The organism is Brumimicrobium mesophilum (assembly GCF_003025005.1).
In the GTDB taxonomy this organism is placed as follows: domain Bacteria; phylum Bacteroidota; class Bacteroidia; order Flavobacteriales_D; family Crocinitomicaceae; genus Brumimicrobium; species Brumimicrobium mesophilum.
Window position 1 is genome coordinate 186984 of the sequence record NZ_PVSS01000001.1, and the last position, 19906, is coordinate 206889.

The 19906-nt window shown below is 33.2% G+C and carries 18 protein-coding genes; 8 read left to right on the forward strand and 10 right to left on the reverse strand.

Annotated features, from left to right (window positions below):
• Positions 1-12: 12 nt before the first annotated feature.
• The 3 genes from C6368_RS00870 (at position 13) to C6368_RS00880 (ending at position 4859) form a co-directional block, all read left to right on the forward strand.
• Positions 13-2559, forward strand: a complete 2547-nt coding sequence (locus C6368_RS00870) for a S8 family peptidase (protein ID WP_107037282.1) — start codon at positions 13-15, stop codon at positions 2557-2559.
• 61 nt (positions 2560-2620) lie between these two features.
• Positions 2621-3055, forward strand: a complete 435-nt coding sequence (locus tag C6368_RS00875; RefSeq protein ID WP_107037283.1) for a DUF5606 family protein — start codon at positions 2621-2623, stop codon at positions 3053-3055.
• A gap of 91 nt (positions 3056-3146) precedes the next feature.
• The gene (locus C6368_RS00880; protein ID WP_107037284.1) at positions 3147-4859 is read left to right on the forward strand and encodes a M3 family oligoendopeptidase; all 1713 of its coding nucleotides are present in this window, start codon (positions 3147-3149) and stop codon (positions 4857-4859) included.
• 149 nt (positions 4860-5008) lie between these two features.
• On the opposite strand, the gene C6368_RS00885 is transcribed toward C6368_RS00880, so the two are convergent.
• From C6368_RS00885 to C6368_RS00900, 4 genes are all read right to left on the reverse strand, one after another.
• Positions 5009-5443 carry an OmpA family protein gene (locus C6368_RS00885; RefSeq protein WP_107037285.1) on the reverse strand — a complete coding sequence of 145 codons (435 nt, stop codon included), beginning with the start codon at positions 5441-5443 and terminating at the stop codon, positions 5009-5011.
• Position 5444: 1 nt separating this feature from the next.
• Positions 5445-5849: a hypothetical protein gene (locus C6368_RS00890; RefSeq protein WP_107037286.1), complete on the reverse strand. Its 405-nt coding sequence runs from the start codon at positions 5847-5849 to the stop codon at positions 5445-5447.
• A gap of 243 nt (positions 5850-6092) precedes the next feature.
• The gene (locus tag C6368_RS00895; protein ID WP_107037287.1) at positions 6093-6758 is read right to left on the reverse strand and encodes a hypothetical protein; all 666 of its coding nucleotides are present in this window, start codon (positions 6756-6758) and stop codon (positions 6093-6095) included.
• A 356-nt stretch (positions 6759-7114) separates the two neighbouring features.
• On the reverse strand, positions 7115-8173 hold the full coding sequence (locus C6368_RS00900; protein ID WP_107037288.1) for a T9SS type A sorting domain-containing protein: 1059 nt from the start codon (positions 8171-8173) through the stop codon (positions 7115-7117).
• Between the two features lie 376 nt (positions 8174-8549).
• On the opposite strand from C6368_RS00900, the gene C6368_RS00905 reads away from it, so the two are divergent.
• Positions 8550-9683, forward strand: coding sequence for a histidine kinase dimerization/phosphoacceptor domain -containing protein (locus C6368_RS00905; RefSeq protein ID WP_159038347.1), 1134 nt, complete (start codon positions 8550-8552; stop codon positions 9681-9683).
• On the opposite strand, the gene C6368_RS00910 is transcribed toward C6368_RS00905, so the two are convergent.
• The 4 genes from C6368_RS00910 to C6368_RS00925 form a co-directional block, all read right to left on the reverse strand.
• Positions 9673-10353 (reverse strand): hypothetical protein, encoded by a 681-nt coding sequence (locus tag C6368_RS00910; protein WP_107037290.1) that lies wholly within the window; start codon positions 10351-10353, stop codon positions 9673-9675. The genes C6368_RS00905 and C6368_RS00910 overlap by 11 nt on opposite strands.
• Positions 10354-10501: 148 nt before the next feature.
• Complete coding sequence (locus C6368_RS00915; protein WP_107037291.1) at positions 10502-12889, reverse strand: DUF5686 family protein; 2388 nt, start codon at positions 12887-12889, stop codon at positions 10502-10504.
• A 193-nt stretch (positions 12890-13082) separates the two neighbouring features.
• On the reverse strand, positions 13083-13484 hold the full coding sequence (locus C6368_RS00920) for a hypothetical protein (RefSeq protein ID WP_159038348.1): 402 nt from the start codon (positions 13482-13484) through the stop codon (positions 13083-13085).
• Between the two features lie 102 nt (positions 13485-13586).
• Positions 13587-14198: an HD domain-containing protein gene (locus tag C6368_RS00925; protein ID WP_107037443.1), complete on the reverse strand. Its 612-nt coding sequence runs from the start codon at positions 14196-14198 to the stop codon at positions 13587-13589.
• 179 nt (positions 14199-14377) lie between these two features.
• On the opposite strand from C6368_RS00925, the gene C6368_RS00930 reads away from it, so the two are divergent.
• From C6368_RS00930 to C6368_RS00945, 4 genes are all read left to right on the forward strand, one after another.
• The gene (locus C6368_RS00930; protein ID WP_107037293.1) at positions 14378-15916 is read left to right on the forward strand and encodes a carbon-nitrogen hydrolase family protein; all 1539 of its coding nucleotides are present in this window, start codon (positions 14378-14380) and stop codon (positions 15914-15916) included.
• Between the two features lie 12 nt (positions 15917-15928).
• Entirely contained in the window at positions 15929-17023 is a 1095-nt protein-coding gene (locus tag C6368_RS00935) for a mechanosensitive ion channel family protein (RefSeq protein WP_107037294.1), read from the forward strand.
• Positions 17020-18117, forward strand: a complete 1098-nt coding sequence (locus C6368_RS00940; protein ID WP_107037295.1) for a serine hydrolase domain-containing protein — start codon at positions 17020-17022, stop codon at positions 18115-18117. Before C6368_RS00935 ends, C6368_RS00940 begins: the two co-directional genes overlap by 4 nt.
• A gap of 119 nt (positions 18118-18236) precedes the next feature.
• Entirely contained in the window at positions 18237-18812 is a 576-nt protein-coding gene (locus C6368_RS00945) for a PhnA domain-containing protein (protein WP_107037296.1), read from the forward strand.
• A gap of 51 nt (positions 18813-18863) precedes the next feature.
• On the opposite strand, the gene C6368_RS00950 is transcribed toward C6368_RS00945, so the two are convergent.
• The gene (locus C6368_RS00950) at positions 18864-19247 is read right to left on the reverse strand and encodes a hypothetical protein (protein ID WP_107037297.1); all 384 of its coding nucleotides are present in this window, start codon (positions 19245-19247) and stop codon (positions 18864-18866) included.
• Positions 19244-19789 (reverse strand): hypothetical protein, encoded by a 546-nt coding sequence (locus C6368_RS00955; protein WP_107037298.1) that lies wholly within the window; start codon positions 19787-19789, stop codon positions 19244-19246. The genes C6368_RS00950 and C6368_RS00955 overlap by 4 nt, the downstream gene beginning before the upstream one ends.
• Between the last annotated feature and the right edge of the window lie 117 nt (positions 19790-19906).

The following is a 19906-nucleotide window of genomic DNA, read 5'->3' on the forward strand; positions in this document are numbered from 1 at the left end:
ATACATAAACAAATGGTATTCCAAAAATCAATTTTCTGCCTTCTTTTACTGTTTATTCCTTTTTCAATACTCTCTCAAAAGTTAGGTTTCAAAGATATTTTGAATGAAAACCCAGAAGTAAAATTCCCATTAACCCTTCAAAATAACGAAGTAAATAGAACTTTTTTAGAAAATGAAGGAGTGATTATTAAACGTTCTACAAAAAACTTTCTTTATATCACAGCTTCTCCACAATGGATTGCTAAAAACCTAAAGGAAACTAAAATTAAAGATTTTTATTTTGAGTATGCACCTCCAACATTATTGGATGATTCTGTGCGCGTCATGCATGATGTGAATCAAGTTCACGATGGCAGCGCTCCGTTAAAGGACTCCTATACTGGAAAAGGTGTAATTATTGGATTAGTTGATGCCGGTTTAGACCATAATCATCCAGATTTTATTGATGCTTTTGGAAATAAACGTGTGATCCGCTATTGGGATCATTCTATTAATAATCCTACTCAAACTCCAGCTCCTTATAATTACGGGCAAATTTGGTATGCCAATCAAATTCAAAATGGAACCATTACAAGTAATGAAGAATCTGTTGGACATGGATCCTCTGTAACCGGGATATGCGCTGGGAATGGTTTGGCCAATGGACTTAACAAGGGAATGGCACCAGATGCGCAAATTATTTTTGTAGAAACAAATTTTAATCTTCCGAATTGGACACTTACAGTAGCAGATGCCTGCGATTATATTTTTATGGTTGCAGATAGTTTGAACAAACCTGCTGTGATTAATTTGAGCGTTGGTAGTTATTTAGGAAGTCATGACGGTAAAGATCCTGCAGGAGAGCTTATGGAAATGTTGGTGAATGAAAAAAATGGAAGAATTATAATTGGTGCCGCAGGAAACTCAGGAAACCAAGAACCTTATCATGCACAACAAACAATGAATCCTGTAGACACAAATTTCATTTGGTTTGAAAATAATCCAAATGGATCTTTAGGTATCAATACTGTTTTTTTCGATTTATGGTCTGATGTTAGTGACGCACAGTTTCAATATTCATTTGGAGCTAATAAACCAGGCCCATCCTACGAAAATGTAGCAGAAACTCAATACCGATTTGCTCAATTGAATGTTGGAACACCAATTTTTGACACTATTTATAACGCTAATGGAGACAGAATTGCTACACTTGAAGTTTACACTGAATATGTTGCTGGAAACTACCACCTTCAAGGGCTATTCTCAAATGTAGATTCTACGAATTACCGTATGCGATTTAGCACGACTGGATTTGGTAAATATGATCTTTGGAGTGGCTCATGGATAGGATTAAACAAAATAATACATGATATCCCCACAGCAGCAGAGTATCCACCTATTATCCACTATGTTATGCCTGACAGTGCTCAAAGTATAGTCTCATCGTGGAATTGTTCTCCTGACATCATTTCTGTAGCAAACCTTAGAGGACGACTTGGACACATAACTCATGCTGGAGGTCAATATTACCCAGGAAGTGATATGACTCCTCCAGGAAAAATATCTAACGGTTCAAGTCGAGGCCCTTCACGAGACGGAGTAACTAAGCCAGACATAAGTGCTGCGGGCGATGTTACATTAGGAAGCGCTCCCTTATTTATGGTTGGAAACCCCTCTTTTGCTACGCAATTAGGAATTGGAGGTTATCATTTAAGAAATGGTGGAACATCAATGGCATCACCAGTTGTAGCAGGAATTGCAGCCCTATATTTGGAAAGATGTGGGAATAGCTCTTCTGCTGAATTTATGGCCGACTTGTTTGGAAGTGCAGAATCAGATGTGTTTACGGGTTCAACTCCAAATAACAGATATGGTTATGGAAAAGTAAACGCTTTTGATTTATTGAATAGCAAAAATGGAAACTTAACCATCTTAGGAGACACGGCAATTTGTCAAATGCCAGTTGAGCTTTCAACTAATATTCCTTTAATAGAATACGAATGGTCAACTGGAGACTTCTCTCCTGACATAATTGTGCCGCAGCCAGCTACAATTTCACTATTTGGTTTCGACATCCAAGGTTGTAAAGTTTATTCGGATACTGTGTCTGTTGTTCAAGGCAGTCCTTTACAAAACCCTATTGTTCAAGTTTCGGGTAGTTTTTTAATTTCTAGCAGTGCTCCAAATTATCAATGGTATTTGAATGACACTCCAATTCCAGGAGCTACTCAACAAACTTATAGTCCGCAAGGAATTGGTTTTTACAGCGTCGCAATTCAAGGACCTGACAATTGTAAGAGTTTCTCAAATGCTGTTCAATGGACCTTAAATTTAGAAGATGAAATAAAGTCTAACATCAATTTATATCCAAATCCAGCTCACAATTCATTAAATATAGAAGTTGAAGGAACTTTTATAAAACGTTATGAAATTACTTCAACCACAGGACAATTAATAATGGAAAAGCAAACAAATGACGCTAAAGTCCTTGTTAATATTGATAAATTATCAAGTGGTGCTTATTTAATAAAAATAGAAACAGTAAGTGGAAACAAAATGTTACCATTTTTTAAACAATAGTAATGCTACTTGTTAGTATAATCTTTCTATTTTTGAGGTTCTAAAAAACAATAAATTATATATGGATTTATCAGGAGTAATTTCGATTTCAGGGAAACCTGGATTATTTAAAGTAGTAGCACAATCTAAAAACAACATAATTGTTGAATCGCTAATCGACAACAAACGCATACCTGCTTATTCTACTGACCGTATTTCGGCTTTAGAAGATATCAGTATTTATACTTACGAAGAAGATGTTCCGTTGAAACAAGTTTACACAAGCTTGGCAAAAAAAGAGGATTGTAAAGCAGGACCTTCTCACAAAGAAAGCTTGAATAAATTGACAAGTTATTTAGAAGAAATTCTTCCAGATTACGACCAAGATCGTGTCTACCCTTCTGACATTAAAAAGTTATTCCAATGGTATAATATTCTTCAAAAAGCAGGTTTAATTACCCTAGAAGAAGAGAAAGAAGAAGAAAATAAGGAAGAGGGAGAGAAAGCAGAAAAATAAAAAGTTCAACGATACAATGTAGGGGCGATTTGCGAATCGTCCTTACTATCATTTTTACATCCCACCCATCACCTTCTAAAACAACATCACAATGAAAGTTACACGTCCAGAAAGAACATTTTTACCAGATAATTTCACAGTAGATAAATGGGAAAATGTAGAACAATATTTTATAGATTTAGAAAATCGTTCTATTGAAACGAAAACTGAATTCGAAAAATGGATTAGTGATCAAAGTGAGTTGGAAGCTGTAATTTCTGAAAATTTAGCGTGGCGTTACATCAAAATGACAATCGATACAAAGGACAAGGATTTAGCAGATGCATACGGATTTTTCGTAAAGGAAATTCAACCAAACTTGGAACCATACTCTTTTCGCTTAAATAAAAAACTATCAGCTTCTCCATTCAAATCTGAATTTAAGGACGAAGCATACAAAATCTATTTTAGAGGAATAGATACTGCAATTAAATTATTTCGCGAAGAAAACATCGCTTTGAATGCTGAATTAGCGGAAAAAAGTCAAATTCATGGTGCTGTAAGTGGTGCACAATCGATCGAACACGATGGAGAGAAAATCACGATGCAAAAAGCAGGTTCTTTATTGAAAGAAAATGATGAAGCATTGCGTAAGTCTGTATTCGAAAAAATGGCTTCTAGAAGAGCAGAAGACACTGAACAATTAGATGATTTATTTTCTGAATTGATTCAATTGCGTCACAAAGTAGCGACCAACGCAGGATATGATAGTTTCCGTGACTACATGTTCGATGAATTAGGTCGTTTTGATTATACAAAAGAAGATTGTTTTGATTTCCATCAATCAATAAAAGATGAAATTGTTCCTTTGGTGAAGCAAATTAGTCAGAAAAAGTCCGAATTGATGGGTAAAGAGAAGCTTAAACCATGGGACAGTCAAGTTGATCCATTGGGGAGAAAACCTTTAAAACCATTTAAAGATGGAGAAGAATTATTGAAGAAAACGATTGTGATTTTCGATAAAATTGACTCCTATTTTGGCGATTGTTTAAGAACAATGGACGCTATGGGATATTTGGATTTAGATTCAAAAGATGGAAAATCTCCAGGAGGATACAACTATCCATTATATGAAATCGGAGTTCCATTTATCTTTATGAATTCTGTAGGTTCTCAAAGAGATTTAATCACAATGATTCACGAAGGTGGACATGCGATTCAATCATTTTTGACAAGAGATTTGGAATTGACATCTTTCAAAAGTTTCCCTTCCGAGATCGCAGAATTAGCATCGATGAGTATGGAGCTTTTAACAATGGATTATTGGGATGAATTTTACGATAACCAAGAAGATTTAACAAGAGCTAAAATTGAACAACTGGAGACAGTACTTGAAGTTCTTCCTTGGGTTGCAACAATTGATGAATTCCAACATTGGATTTATGAAAACCCAACCCACTCGAAGGAGGAACGTAAAGAAAAATGGATTTCGCTATTGGATGAATACGGAACAGGAACGACTGACTGGACAGGATATGAAGATGTAAGAGCATACTCTTGGCAAAGACAATTGCATTTATTCGAAGTACCATTTTACTATATCGAATACGGAATGGCACAATTAGGTGCATTAGCAATCTGGAAAAACAGCAAAGAAGATTTCGATAAAACAATTAAAGATTATAAAAAAGCAATGGCTTTAGGCTACACTAAATCTATTCCTGGAGTTTACGAAGCAGCAAACATAACTTTTGACTTTTCGAAGAAGAATATTAAAGAATTGGCGGAATTTGTAGGGGAGGAACTTAGTGGAATCGCCAAATAGCAAAAATTTTAATGATAGCACGAACACGATGAAATCGCGCATGAGCTAATTGATAATTTTGTATGGCTGAAATGACTTCAAGAAATACATTCAATCTTTAATAACAGTTAATTCTGTTCTTCTGTTACATCCATACATTTCTTCCTGTCTTACCTTATTTGATTCATTTTTATACGTTCAAGTGAGATTATTGGTGTGCTTTCCCCGTATCCTTTTGACAAAAGACGAATTGAATCAATTTTATATTCTTGGATTAAAAATTCTTTTATTGCCTTAGCTCTTTTCTCAGATAAAAATAGGTTACTTTTTTCACTTCCTCTTTGATCTGTATGTGAGCCAATTTCAAATCTCAAATTTTCATTCTTTTTAATAAAATTAGCGATTACATTTAGTGAATTATCTGATTGATCCGTCAAGATTCTAAATCCATCATTGTAAACTATTACAGGGCTCAGAATCTTGTCATTATTTTCGAATATGGTGTCTTCGAAAACTTTACATTCCTTAGGAGAACACTGAGAATATGCCACATTTAGATTCAGAACTAGAAGAAACCAAACTACTTTTTTAATGGAAAATATCATTTCAACTCTTATTTAAACAGTTTTTGTATCGTATGTATATTTGTTGGTAATCAATAAATTCCATTTCACTAGCTTTTACCCTCTCATCAACATACAATTCTGTTAATCTTAATTTTTTAGAGCAATCATCAAGGATTCCATAGCACCGTCCTAAATCCCATAAACAATTTCTATCTTGATAATTTTTCCAACCTTGAGTAAAGTAATCTATACTCTTTATTATGTCAGTATGATTCTTCCATTTTAAATATTTCGCGTAATAAACTATTCCAATATCATGTAACAGCTTTTGTTTTCCATTGGTAATCTCTAATTGAATCACAGAATCCAAAAAAGTTTGATTACTTAAAACTGTAACTGAATCAATTGCTCCACAAGTCAATCGAATTTCGTCTCTAACTTTCAAATAATCTACTTGAGAGAACGCCAAATTTGAATAAGATTATTCATAATTGATAGTGTTGGAAATTTCTATTTCAGCTCGTCTAATAAATATTTACGAAAAATAAGGATTTATTATTTAGTAGAAAGTGAAATAAAAATGTGGTTCTATAATCGAAAACTTAAGTACACTCATAATTAAAAAAAGCCTCAAGAAATAATCTTGAGGCTTTCTGTACATTAGAATTAGTAAAAATGTGTTTCTTCTTTATTTAGAGAAATTACCTACGTAATCTCCATCTGTAACCACTTTTACATCAGTGCCATTGTATACTTTGCAATTAAATTTCACATGAACTCTTACGTCTATGGTTGAACCCACTAGAACCTGTTTTCTCGATACGATCTCAAAAGTACTTCCAGTTTGATCTCCTTCCATAGATGAATACATTATCCCTCCTGGCATTCCGATTGTGATTGAAACACCTTGCTCCGACAAATCAGAAAAAGGGTATAATCCTGGCTCAAAATAATCATAAAAATCATCATCATTAAGATATCCACCATAGAAATTAACACCTTTTTTGACATCAATTAAAGTGTACATTTCGGCTTCATAAAGCAAATATGAAGCGTAAACTGCCTCAGTAGCTGATCCAGAAATTTCTTTATCTACAGTAGTTCCTGCCCACAAACTCATACTTTCTTCTTCGCTTATGGTATTTCCATCGATAGTAAAAGTTGCAAATCTATTTCCGTCAATCAAATTTCCCGCGGGTGGGTTTTGCGCATATACACAAGAACCATCGTCTTTTTCAGCGTCACTTGAATAATTTGTAGCAGTTGCATCTGTACATCCTTCTTTTTTACAAGAAGAAATTGTTAATCCTAAGCATAGCAACGAAGTTAGCGTAATCAATTTTGTAGTGTTCATTCTCTTATATTTTTATTTTTGTGCAATATAATTAAATAAAAGACTAAACTGAGAACTGCTGAAAAATTTAAAGATTGTCTACTTAGAGGGAGCAAAATCTATTCCTGAGTTTACTAATAAGCGGGCATCAAATTTGGCTTCTCAAAGAAAAACATAAAGGAATTGACTGAATTTATTGGGAAAGAATTGGAGTATTTTAATTAATGTGATCGACTAATTTTCAGTAGGTTTTTTAGTGAATAACGAAACCTCATAATCGAATATTTCAAAAAAAATAAGACCAATAGAAAATTCTACCGGTCTTATATCTTGAACTATTAGTTCACCTGAAAAATCAAGTTATAACAAAGAATATTTTACTTCTTTACGATTTTTTTTGATGAAGACATTCCATTAGCATTAACAATTACAAAATACAATCCTGCAGGTTGTTCAGAAATATCAACTTTTACAATTGAGGAAGAACTAGATTCATAAACACTTTGTCCTAGAGAATTCAATACCTTAACATCTTTAGTCACTCCCTCCATTCCATCGAAATCAACTGAGAAAATTCCGTCTGAAGTTGGGTTTGGGTAAATGGATACATTGTTAATTTCCTCTTCTTCTAACGAAGCAGTAGCTCCAATAATAGAGAATGTAACTGGATTATTAGAATAGGCATTTGTCCATTCTACAAAGTACGTTGTACCTCCATTCAATATTAAAGAAACAGTTTCATTAACTCCACATTCGTCATCATTATCTGCTATATTATTTAATGCAGCACATGAACCATCAAACACATACAATTTACTATCTCCTCCTGAACCACAAGATGAAATAGTGTAAGTATCTGTGATATTAGGAGTAAAAGAGTACCAGTCTGAATGTTGATCTCCTGAATAAGCACTAGCTCCATTTCCCGTAATTGGACCATCTGAGATAATGACTCCTCCTTCAGAAATCGCAGTTGCATCTGCGCAATTTTCTCCAGCTGGAGTTATAACTGCTGAATTAAATGATACAGCAAACGCTACTGGACTATCATCATAAGAATCTGACCATTCAAAATAAAGTGTTGTTCCAGAACTTATAGGATAAGTTGCAAACTCATTGCTGCCACAATCGTCATCGCTATCAATTACATTAACTAAGTTAGAGCAGGTACCAATAAAACCTAAGAGCCAAGAATCGCCTCCTGACCCACAAGAAGAAATGGTTACAAGACCATCAGATTGAGCAGTATAGCTATACCAATCGGAATTAACACCACCCGAATAAACACTTGCCCCGTTTCCAGATGTAGGACCATTCGATGTATAGATACCCGCTACTACAGGAATAGCAGTTGCACAAGTTTCTCCTTGTGCAGAAGCATTATTCACAAATAATAAGATTGAGAAAATGCTTAAAGAAGTAAAGATTTTTTTCATAATAAAATAGTTTAATTTTAGTAAACCTAATAAAAGAATTTTACACTTTGGTATCCTGGTTTAAAATAAATTAAACAAGAGAGCCTAATAGCTAACATTTTGAACGCATGCCACTTAAAGGTTTATATAAAAATAAATGCCTATCAGATACTTTACCGGTAAATATCTCTAATCCATTAAGGATGTGATTTAGATTAAGCTGTCAACTAGCAAGATCCTTCACAAATTTCTATTTTTAACAAGTTCAAGAAGTATTTTACTTCAAGATAACTTTCTATAAACAGTATTTGAAGCCCTCCTGTTTAAAAATGCGAAGTTCTGAACTGAACTAAAAAATTTAAATAAATAAATGTGCTTTTTTTGGTATATTTGGCTCATGCATAATTACTTGGAGTCAATTGAGGAACTTTCGAATAGCACGCATTTACAAAGGGGTGAAATAAATGATTTTACGAGAAAGGTTTTACTAATTGCAACAAAAACATTGAATTGTAACAACTGTGGTGTATGGATTTTTGAAGAGAACCAAACAAAGATTGTATCAATGATTTACTATGATCGTTCTGAAGATACTTTCTTAAATCAACCTACATTAAATGTTTCTCAATTTCCTAATTACTTCAAGATCCTAAAAAAGAATAAAATTGTTATCACCAATAATACAAAGAATGAACCTTTGATTTCGGAAATAATGAACAACTATATCATTCCCAACAGAATCACATCTATGTTTGATGTACCTCTGCGCTCAGAAGGTAAAATGATAGGACTGATTTCAGTTGAACACGTCGAAGTTGAGCATGTTTGGACGAATGATGAAAAAATATTCACTCAATCATTGGCTCAACTTCTGTCATTGGCATTAGAAACTAAAAAGAAAAGGGAATACCAAATTGCACTTGAAAAAATAATTATTCAAAAAGAAGTATTGATTTCAGAAGTTAACCATAGGGTTAAAAATAACATGGCAGTCATCATCAGTTTAATCAACTTACAAAAGCATAAAGCTACAGACTCTCATCATTCCCAATTATTTGAAGAAATCAACAACAAAGTATATTCAATGTCGATGATTCAAGATCAATTAAATGCAAATGAAAATGTCGATAGTATAGATTTAGGTTCTTTTCTAAAAAGATTAATCTTTAGCTTAAACACTTCATATGGATTGGATAAATCTATTGAAATCAACTTAGAAATGGAGGAAATTTGCGTCAACATTTCAAATGCAATACCCTGTGGATTAATTGCAAATGAAGTGTTAACTAATTCATTTAAGTATGCTTTTGGCGATCAAAATAGGTTTCCGAAATTAGAATCCCGACTTAAACAAACGGACAATATGGTTGAGCTTACTTTTTATGACAACGGTCCTGGTTTCGATATAAATTCACCCAAAATTGGAATGGGCATGGAATTAATTAAAGATTTAGCTGAACAAATAGATGCTGAAATAAATATCAAAACGGACAATGGAGTTACAATTCAAATGAAATTTCCTATTTCTTAAAATCACCATGTTTCTCTTCAAAAAATACAATCTCTACTTCATAATCGATATTTCCAAAATCTTCTTTTTCAATCCATTTTTTTGAAGTAACAATTTCCATCGTTTTCTCACTCGTTTTCTTGAAATTCCAAATTACTTTTTCAGCATCTGTGAAAGCTTTCTCTCCTTTTACTTGTGCTTCAAAAAGTCTATGGATTAAATTTCCGTCATCAAGACCACCGCATAATGATTTTATCAAAATCTCTTTTGTCATTTCGGAATCTAAATCTATTCCGTCAAAACTTGCAGTAATTACAGAAGCTTCGGTGTCTGGAAATTTACCATTATATGCTTTTCTTAAAAACTGATTTATATTGAAAAGATCAAAATGCAAAGCTGGCTCTGCATACTGCTCTGCAACTTTTTCATTCAACATATCGTGTGCTAGATTTTGAATTTGACCTTCGTTTAGTTTATCACTCATTTTATAAGTCAAAACAATCTCAGCTGCTTCCGCTGGTTCATAATCGGAAATGGCTAACTTGAGAAAATCTATAACTTCAGCGTCTTTTAGTTTATCGGCATCGGGATAATCAAATTCTTTCAGTAGGTTTTTATAGTCTTCTTTTTCCCAATAAAAATCTAATTCATTTACAGTTTTAAAATCGTCTATCTTTACTCCTAATTTCATTTGTCTCTTTTTTTAATTTTAAGCAAGTCAGCTTAGAAATTAATATTCCTATTTAATTACTTGACTTACACCCCAAATTAGTAATTGTATAAGAGTTTGAGAAATAAGAGGTGCTAAAAGATGTTATAATCAAATGAAAATTATCCTATTAAAAAACAAAAGTTGCAGTGATTTTATAAGTCAAATTCTTTTCTACATATGGTGTTGCATAGTTTCCGTATCTATAAAAAACACCTATTCCAAGTCCTGAAAATCCACTCACCAATAAACTATTCACAAGTAATCCAGATTCGGTATAACCCTTTGAATAGTCTTTAAACTCAATATTCTTGTGGTCATTTCTATTATTCATGACTCCTGTTCCTATGGCTGTGTGAATTCCAAATTGAGGTTTTGTCCAATCTTTATTCGTTTTTATTGGCAAGAAGTTGAAACGCACAAATAAGTTAGAATGTGAAGAGCTGTAAAACTCTGCTGGCAACATCGTTTCAAAAGAATTGTCGATGGATAAATTCCAATTTCCACCAGTTCCTCTGGAAGCTTGTTGATAAGATAAAGGCGTATTTGCAGTAGTTGTTCCAGATGAAGATAAGATTCTTAAAAACCCAACACCTCGGATAGAAACATCTTGGTAGACTTCTAAATTAAAGCGATAATAATCATATTCGCTTTCAAATAATCCTTTAATTCCTCTAGTTGCTTTCAACCTAATTCTTGGGAATTTTGTCCCTCTAGAAATTCTTAAATCACCCAACTGCATCACTTTTTCTCTAATGTTCCAAACAAGTTCTACCGCTGTTTCAGCTTGATCAAAAACAGTAGAATTAGATAAAATAGAAGGGTCTGATGACAAGAAATTATATTCATCCGTAAACCATCTGCGTTGATAGTTTGCAATCAATTTCACCTGAATATTCGACTTTAATCTTCCGGATAAAATGACTTCTCCCAAACGTTCTCTGTCCATTTGATTCACATAAAAACCAGAGTAAATTTCCGATTGTGTGAGATCAAAATTGTCATCATGAAAAGTAGTACCTCCTCTTTCGGTAACATCTTCTTGGTATCTGAATTTTAGGTTTATTCCCAATGGTTTGTAAATATTTATAGTAGAATATCCACCCCACTTCCAATCTTCATCTCTCAATCCGTAAGCAAAATAACCACCAACATTGAATGCCTTACTTACCTTTTTACTCGTTTCAAGTCCCAGCCCAAGTCTTAACCCCTCATATACATTGAAACCCATAACTCTTTGAAGTGGAATATTAAATCTTCCTAAAGGAATTCTACCGTTGAGTAATTCTGCAGCTAACTCTAATCTATATTCCAATTTATTGGCAACAGAAACAGAATCCACAATTGAATATGTAGTTGAATCTTTTTGATCAAAATCTACTGCTCTGGATGATATTAATTCATCTTGATTTTTTAATGCATCTTCATCTACAGATATTTCGATATTGTTAAACTTCTTTTTCACATCAACATCAAATTTTACATTTTTGATGTACATGTTATTCTTAAAAATAAAAGGTGTTCCTGTATCATCAAAAGTTAATTCGTCTGTTGATATTGTGGCACTTAATTTCGATGGAAACCACTTTCGATTATTTATGAATGTGTATTCCTGCACAATTCTAGGAATTAAACTCGATGCTTTGGATGGTTCTGCGATAACTTTCTCAATTGCCCAATTATTAGTATTGATATGTAAAAATCCTTTCAAGCCTTTGAAAGTTTTATTCATTCTCGGTTGAAATCGAATAATAAAAGTAGAGTCACCTCCAGAAACAATGGTGTCTTGTAAAATGAATAAATAACGTCTCAAACTCCCTTGAGCAATGGGATTAATGTACTCTTCTCCTAATATTTTAAATTGACTATCATAGAAAGAAAAACTTTGCATTTGATTTCCGAAAGTTGCAAATATTGGATTTTCAAATCCAGAAGTTCTGTAACTTGTAATGAGATCTTCATCATAAGCAGGTGGACCAAAAACCTTCTTTCCCGCCGTTTCAGACAGGAAAATATGTTGTTTTTCCATAACTTCCCTAACTTCTTTTCCATCCTCGGAGAGTTTTGAAGTGTCCATAGCTAGAATTTCATCATTTGTGACAATAAACTTATTATAATAATCACTAGAGAAGGATAGGTTTTTCTTTGGGTGATTTTCCTTACGATGATCAATTGCGTTTCCTATAATTCGATGCGCTGGATTTATTCCAGGAAGAATGACCACCTCATCTAATGATTGAACATCCGCTATAATTATAAGCTCATCGTTTGTCTTCAAATAGGAAGTAGTGTAAGAAGTATCCTTATATCCATAAAAACGAAGTTCGATAAATTCTATTTTTGCTAAGTCAAGAGTAATTAAACCATCAATATCTGACAAAGAGACTTCTCCATTATTGTCAATGACTTTCACAAAGGGAAGTTCTGATTGCGTATCAAAATCAACGATTTTGAATTGTTTTTGTGCAAATAAAATTTGAGCAGAGAAAACAATTATTAGTAGTAAGGTTATTTTCATAATAGCATAAAGATAATAGGTAAAAGATAGTTTACAATTGAAAATTAAACAAAAATGATGCCTAATGAATCCGAAGAAAATTGATGGCATACTTCCGTGGATTTCAGCGCGCAGAGTTCTTGATCAATTTAGGTTTTAACTTTGAGCAATGATTATTTTCAATTATAAAATCAATGATGGCTAACATCATTTCCTATCCACAATTAAAACCTTTTGGTTTTGTATATTCTATTATTATTGGTGTTTTAAACTTTAATAAATCATCAATTATAAATCTAGGAACAAATGAAATTCGTTCACTTTCCACAATAACATCAGTAACAGTGATTGTAGGAATATTGGACGTTATAATCTCAATTTTATAAACCCCCACAGGTAATATTTCTGAAGGAGTGAAAGATTTAGAATCTGTGTAAGCCGTATCAAGATGTAATTCATCAGATTCTTGATCATAATATTTAACAAAAACGGTATCCTTTATTTTTAGTAATTCTCCATTACGCTCAAAACCAAACCTAATCGTTCCGAAATTATCTATTTGCCCCTGTGCATAATTCAAGGTTAAAAATGCTAAAAGCGAAAGTAAAATTTTCATTATGATTTTGAAATGTTGCGAATAGTTACAAATTAGAAAGTTCTTGGCGTTTTTATTAACTCCTAATATACAAATATTGTATTGCAAAGAACTCATTCATCATTAATTTAGTAGATTTAATTCAAATAATAAATTCCTCTTCGCTTGGGTTTCATATTCTTTTCTAAAAAGATCTGTTTTATATATAAAATCAAATTCATACATACTTTTTAGCACTTTAGTTCGACCTTTTTCATACATAAAATCGGGATAAATAGAATATTCCTTTCTGATGGCCTTGCTATATTTTATATATTCTTCTTGACTTTTCCCAAGAACAGAAAGATCTAAATCCAAAAGTATATTCGTATCATTATCGCTGGACATTTTGTGATCTTTAGTTGCCTGAATCTGAGACATGCATTCTTCTATTTTATCAAAAGACGTTTTGGAAATTCTTTTTTCAAAAACAAGCGCACTCTGATGCTCATTATCACTTTTAGTAGAAATATAAATGATATCGTGATAGAAAATAGCAAACAGTAAACAGTCTAAATTGTCGACTTTAGATTCTATTTTATTCAGTTCTTCAAGCATATTTTCTATATGTTCAAGATTATGGTAATGTCGTGATTTGGAAGAATATTTTTTCTCAATTTCGTCCCAACATTCCAAATTATATACTTTGTCTTCGGAGTATTTTCCAATTAAAGTTAGAAATTTTTCTTTTAACATAATCATCCTTTTGACTTTACAAAATACAAATTTTAGGATTATATCAAAATACAAATCGGTAGCTGAAATCTATTCCACAATGAAAAAACCAATTCATCCCGCTCAGTTAAAAATTAACAATTACAACGACCAATTTCAAAGATTAATCCTATTTTTATTCTCTTATTCTAAACTAGAAAATGAAAATAGAAGACATAGATAACATTAGCCTTAAATATCTGGACATTAATGATTATCAAGAGTTAAAAGAAGTGATGGTTTCCTCCTATCCTAACATGGACATGTACTGGAGGGAAAGTCATATTGAGAAATTATTAACTCTATTCCCTGAGGGTCAAGTTGTGGTGAAAATTAATGGTGAAATGGCAGGCTGTGCACTGTCAATCATTGTAGATTATGATAAATATGATGACGATCACACTTATAAGGACATTACGGCAAACGAAACTTTTACGTCTCACAATCCTGATGGAGATGTTTTATATGGAATTGATGTTTTTATTAAACCAGAATTTCGCGGGTTAAGATTGGGTCGTCGTTTATACGATTACAGAAAAGAATTAACTGAGAAATTGAACTTAAAAGGGATTGCATTCGGAGGTAGAATACCAAATTATCATAAATTCCAAGATGAGTTAACTCCGAAAGAATACATTGCAAAAGTAAGAAACAAGGAAATCCATGATTCCGTATTGAATTTTCAAATTTCTAATGACTTTTTCCCTACGAAAGTTTTAAAAAACTATCTGAAAGGAGATGTCGCCTCAAATGATTATGCAGTTCTGTTGGAATGGAGAAACATCTATTATGTGAAACCGTCGAAAAAGGCAGCTACAAAGAAAACTGTTGTACGTTTGGGTTTGGTTCAATGGCAAATGCGACCATACAAAGACACGCAAACCTTCTTTGAACAATGTGAGTTTTTTATCAGCTCATTGTCAGGTTATCGTTCAGATTTCGCACTTTTCCCAGAGCTTTTTAACGCTCCTTTGATGGGAAATGACAATCATTTATCTGAGGCAGATGCAATTCGTGCTTTGGCTGAATTCACACAAGAAATCGTTGATCGATTCTCTAGTTTTGCCATTTCTTACAACATCAATATCATCACAGGAAGTATGCCGGAAAGAATTGATGGAGATTTGTACAATGTTGGATACTTGTGTCGCAGAGATGGGACATTAGAGCGTTATGAAAAAATCCATATCACCCCAAATGAAGTGAAATACTGGGGTATGAAAGGTGGAGATAAAATCAAGGTATTTGACACAGATTGTGGTAAAATAGGAGTTTTGATTTGTTATGATTCTGAATTCCCGGAATTGAGTAGACTACTGGCAGATCAAGGAATGGAAATTCTTTTCGTACCATTCCTAACAGATACACAAAACGGGTATTCACGTGTTAGACATTGTTCTCAGGCTAGAGCAATCGAAAACGAATGTTATGTAGCCATAGCTGGAAGCGTAGGAAACCTGCCGAATGTTCACAACATGGATATTCAATATGCACAATCCATGGTTTTCACACCTTGTGATTTCGCATTTCCAACCAATGGAGTAAAAGCCGAAGCCACACCAAACTCAGAAATGATTTTGATTGCTGACGTAGATTTAGATTTATTGCGAGAATTGAATGAGTTTGGAAGTGTTAGAAATTTAAAAGACAGAAGAACAGACCTGTTTGAACTTAAATTATCCCAAAAGAAAAAAGATTAAAATTATTAGAATATGCTGACATTTTTTAAAGACTATCAATATGAGATAATTTATATTATCGTTACCATAGTAACGGTCTTTTTGTTGCGATTTATAACAACTTTCATTCAAAAGCGTGCAATCAAAAAAAGTATCGAGAAATTAGGCTTTCAGTCTGACGGAACGGCAAGATTAGTTAGAAAGATTCTAAACATTCTTTGGTTAATATTAGGAGTCATTGCTATTGTTCTTCTATTTGTTTCTGGTGAAGTACATGAGAAATTAATGGAAAACTCAAAATTCATAATTTATTCAACTGTAGTTGTGATTGGAACAATAATCTTTGCCTCAACAACCAATAAATGGTTTACATGGAAAGTTTCAAGGAAAACCATTTTAAAAGACGACCCAACGAGTCTTAAATTTTTAAGATACATCGCGTTAGGAGCAATTTATGTTTTTGGACTCTTACTTATTTTATTGGTTTTACCTGGGTTTAAAGGTGTAGTGCAAACAATTCTTGGAGGAGCTGGAGTAATTGCAGTAATTGCTGGAATTGCGTCTCAAGAAGCACTTGGAAATATTGTGAGTGGACTTTTCATTGTCTCTTTTAAACCATTTAGAATTGGTGACATTGTGAAAATAGAAGGAGAAATGACCGGTAAAGTAATCGATATCACCTTAAGACATACCGTTCTTCAAAATTTCGAAAACAGAATGATTGTCGTTCCAAATTCTATAATCAACAAGGAGAAATTAATCAATTTTGATTCAATAGACCAACGTGTTTGTGAACGCTTAGAAATGGGGATTTCTTATGATAGCGACATTGATTTAGCAAAAAAGATCATGCGAGAAGAATGTGAAAATCATCCGTTATTATTGGACATAAGAACACCAAAGGAAATAGAAGAAGGTATTCAAAAAGTAAGAGTGGCAGTTGTCCAACTGGCAGCCTCTTCTGTTGTAATTCGAGCATGGGCATGGACTTCCAATTCAGACAACAGTTACACTTTTAGATTTGATTTATTGGAAACCCTCAAGAAAAGATTTGATCAAGAAGGCATCGAAATTCCATTTCCTCATCAAACAGTTTACTTTAAAAATCCATTAAAAACAGAAGAATGAAATTATTTCGTTTAAGTATTATTGTTGTTCTTATATTGAGTTTTACATCTTGTAAAGTTGGTAGATTTTTCGTTTACAATACTGCTGGGATAACCGATTTTAAAATCTTCCCAAAGAACGAAATTCAAAAAAGTGATTCAAGTTTCTATTTTATAAATGGAATTGAGAAGAAACCGAAATCAATAAAAATTGACTCCGAAGAAATTGGGTTTGATGAATTTCTGAAGGATCAAAAAACCGTTGCATTTTTGGTCATTAGAAATGACTCTTTACTTTACGAGCGGTATTTTAGAAATTACGATGAGGAATCTGTCGTTGCCTCATTTTCAATGGCTAAATCTGTAACTTCAATTCTTATTGGAATTGCAATTGATGAAGGATTAATTCTTTCAGTTGACGAGCCAGTAACGAAATACATTCCAGAATTAAGTACAAATGGCTTCGATAAAGTAACTATTAAACATTTACTTCAAATGACCTCCGGATTGGATTATGATGAAGGTTATTTCAATCCTTTTGGAGACGTAGCGAGCTTCTATTATGGAACTAAGTTGCGTCAGGAGATCTTTCAAATGGAGTTAAAACATGAACCAGGAACAAAGTTCGAATACCTCAGTGGAAACACACAAATTCTAGGATTGATTTTGGAACGTGTACTAAAAGACAGATCTATTTCTGATTATTTGCAAGAAAAAATATGGATTCCTCTGGAAATGGAATATGACGCAAGTTGGAGCATAGACCGAAAAGAAAACGGAATTGAAAAAACTTTCTGTTGTATCAATGCTAGAGCACGAGATTTCGCCAAAATCGGTCGCTTGTACCTGAATAAAGGAAATTGGAATGGTAAACAAATCGTTTCTAAAAAATGGGTTGAAGAATCTACAAAGGTAGATAGGACAGCAGGTAGCGAACGTTATTACCAGTATCAATGGTGGCTTCCATCTGAAGATGGGGATTTTATGGCCCAAGGAATTTTAGGTCAATACATCTATGTTCATCCAGATAAAAACCTAATTATTGTAAGACTTGGTAAAAAACAAGGAAAGGTAAGCTGGTGGAATGTATTACCGTCTTTAGGAAAAGCCTATTAATTACATGCTACCAAAAGATAAAATCTCGCGCTAGCATGGGTAATTCTGCAAGGCGTTTTCTAATTTCGTTTACTCTTTCCAATATTACACTAACTTTGCACTTTTTTAATACCAAAACAATGATTCAGGAAAAACTTCAAGAGAGAAGCAACAATCAATGCGAATTGTGCTCATCAACAAACAATTTATCAGTTTATACAGTTCCACCGAGAGATTCAGAAAGTGAAGAGAATTCAATTCTAATTTGTGAGACTTGCAACACTCAATTAAACGATGAAAGTAAAGTTGAACCAAATCATTGGAGATGTTTAAACGATAGTATGTGGAGTGAAGTTGCAGCAGTAAAAGTTGTGGCTTGGAGAATGTTAAATCAACTACGTGGTGAAGGTTGGCCTGCTGATTTAATCGACATGATGTATCTTGAAGATGAAACTTTAGCTTGGGCAAAAGAAGGTTCGGCAACAGAAGATGAGGAAGAAAAAATCATTCACAAGGATAGCAATGGAGTGGTTTTAGAATCAGGAGACACTGTTGTTTTAATTAAAGATCTTCCTGTAAAAGGTTCTAGTATGGTTGCTAAACGCGGAACTGCAGTAAGAAGAATTTCTTTGGATCATGAAAACGCCAATCATATTGAAGGAAAAGTTGATGGTCAGCAGATTGTTATCTTGACCCAATTTGTGAAAAAATCTTGATAATTAAGATAGGATAAAACTCTTTTTTTGAAATAATCAATAAACGAAAAATTATTTCTTCTTCAGTAAAGAAAATCCCCAAACAGGTATAAAACAAAGGGCGGCTGTTGTTCCTAATGCGCCGCCAAATCCGTCAAAAAACATCGAGGTAAACGAATAAATAAAGGTAAATAATAATCCTGCTAAACCAATTAGATAATAAGAAGAAAGAATTTTGTTTGAAGCCATTCCTATAAATGCCGCTCCGTAAAATATTACTGGAGCATTTGCTACAAACTCTATCGGTAAGTAGTTTTCTAAACCAAGCACAAGGAGAGCAAAAACTAAAGAGGGTAAGGAAGATCCAACCACGACTCCCAATTTGAAATTGTTATTTAGAATAAATGCTATGATTGCACCAAAAAAACCAACGATATATAAGGAAACAACGATCATCTCAGCATAAATAATAAAACCGTTGCTAAAACTCCTGAAAAGGCTACAGAACCTAATTTACCTCCAAATCCGATAAGTAAACCTCTTGTGTAAATATAAAACAATCCAGAAATAGCACTTGCCATAAAAATATGATGTGTTTCAGTAAATAAAGATGTACTTGCCATTCCTACAAAAGACCCACAATAAACTGCTAAAGCTACAGATTTCAAAGACTCAGATTTTGGTTTTATAAACGGCAATACACCTCCAACCAGACCAACAGATGCGGATGCTAAAACCGAACCCCAATTTAAATAATTATTGAGATAGAATGTGAGTAAACTTCCTAGAACTAACACGACAAATTCCTTAAGATTTCCTTTTAAGTTGAACTTATCTCTCAAAAGTTGAGCATAACTGTAGAATAACAAACCAATAATTAACACAAAAACAATCGTTCCAAAACTCAAAAAAGATGTATCCAAAAATGACTTCCCAATAAAGAAAAGATGCAAGAGCAGAAATAATATATATCCAATTACGGAAGAATTTTTAGTCATGGATTGACAAAGATAATTGGATTTTTAAAATGAAAAAGGGTTGCGGAAAAATGGGGCCTTCGACTACGCTCAATCACCCTTTCTTCTGCAACCCAGAAATATTATTTCGTTTATAAT

Excerpts from the sequence above, each read along its gene's own strand:
- C6368_RS00925 (WP_107037443.1), bottom strand. The coding sequence starts at position 14,198 with ATGTTAAAAGAAAAATTTCTAACTTTAATTGGAAAATACTCCGAAGAC.
- C6368_RS00880 (WP_107037284.1), top strand. The coding sequence starts at position 3,147 with ATGAAAGTTACACGTCCAGAAAGAACATTTTTACCAGATAATTTCACA.
- C6368_RS00910 (WP_107037290.1), bottom strand. The coding sequence starts at position 10,353 with ATGAAATTAGGAGTAAAGATAGACGATTTTAAAACTGTAAATGAATTA.
- C6368_RS00915 (WP_107037291.1), bottom strand. The coding sequence starts at position 12,889 with ATGAAAATAACCTTACTACTAATAATTGTTTTCTCTGCTCAAATTTTA.
- C6368_RS00930 (WP_107037293.1), top strand. The coding sequence starts at position 14,378 with ATGAAAATAGAAGACATAGATAACATTAGCCTTAAATATCTGGACATT.
- C6368_RS00900 (WP_107037288.1), bottom strand. The coding sequence starts at position 8,173 with ATGAAAAAAATCTTTACTTCTTTAAGCATTTTCTCAATCTTATTATTT.
- C6368_RS00870 (WP_107037282.1), top strand. The coding sequence starts at position 13 with ATGGTATTCCAAAAATCAATTTTCTGCCTTCTTTTACTGTTTATTCCT.
- C6368_RS00920 (WP_159038348.1), bottom strand. The coding sequence starts at position 13,484 with ATGAAAATTTTACTTTCGCTTTTAGCATTTTTAACCTTGAATTATGCA.
- C6368_RS00945 (WP_107037296.1), top strand. The coding sequence starts at position 18,237 with ATGATTCAGGAAAAACTTCAAGAGAGAAGCAACAATCAATGCGAATTG.
- C6368_RS00935 (WP_107037294.1), top strand. The coding sequence starts at position 15,929 with ATGCTGACATTTTTTAAAGACTATCAATATGAGATAATTTATATTATC.
- C6368_RS00955 (WP_107037298.1), bottom strand. The coding sequence starts at position 19,789 with ATGACTAAAAATTCTTCCGTAATTGGATATATATTATTTCTGCTCTTG.
- C6368_RS00895 (WP_107037287.1), bottom strand. The coding sequence starts at position 6,758 with ATGAACACTACAAAATTGATTACGCTAACTTCGTTGCTATGCTTAGGA.
- C6368_RS00950 (WP_107037297.1), bottom strand. The coding sequence starts at position 19,247 with ATGATCGTTGTTTCCTTATATATCGTTGGTTTTTTTGGTGCAATCATA.
- C6368_RS00940 (WP_107037295.1), top strand. The coding sequence starts at position 17,020 with ATGAAATTATTTCGTTTAAGTATTATTGTTGTTCTTATATTGAGTTTT.
- C6368_RS00885 (WP_107037285.1), bottom strand. The coding sequence starts at position 5,443 with ATGATATTTTCCATTAAAAAAGTAGTTTGGTTTCTTCTAGTTCTGAAT.
- C6368_RS00875 (WP_107037283.1), top strand. The coding sequence starts at position 2,621 with ATGGATTTATCAGGAGTAATTTCGATTTCAGGGAAACCTGGATTATTT.
- C6368_RS00905 (WP_159038347.1), top strand. The coding sequence starts at position 8,550 with ATGCATAATTACTTGGAGTCAATTGAGGAACTTTCGAATAGCACGCAT.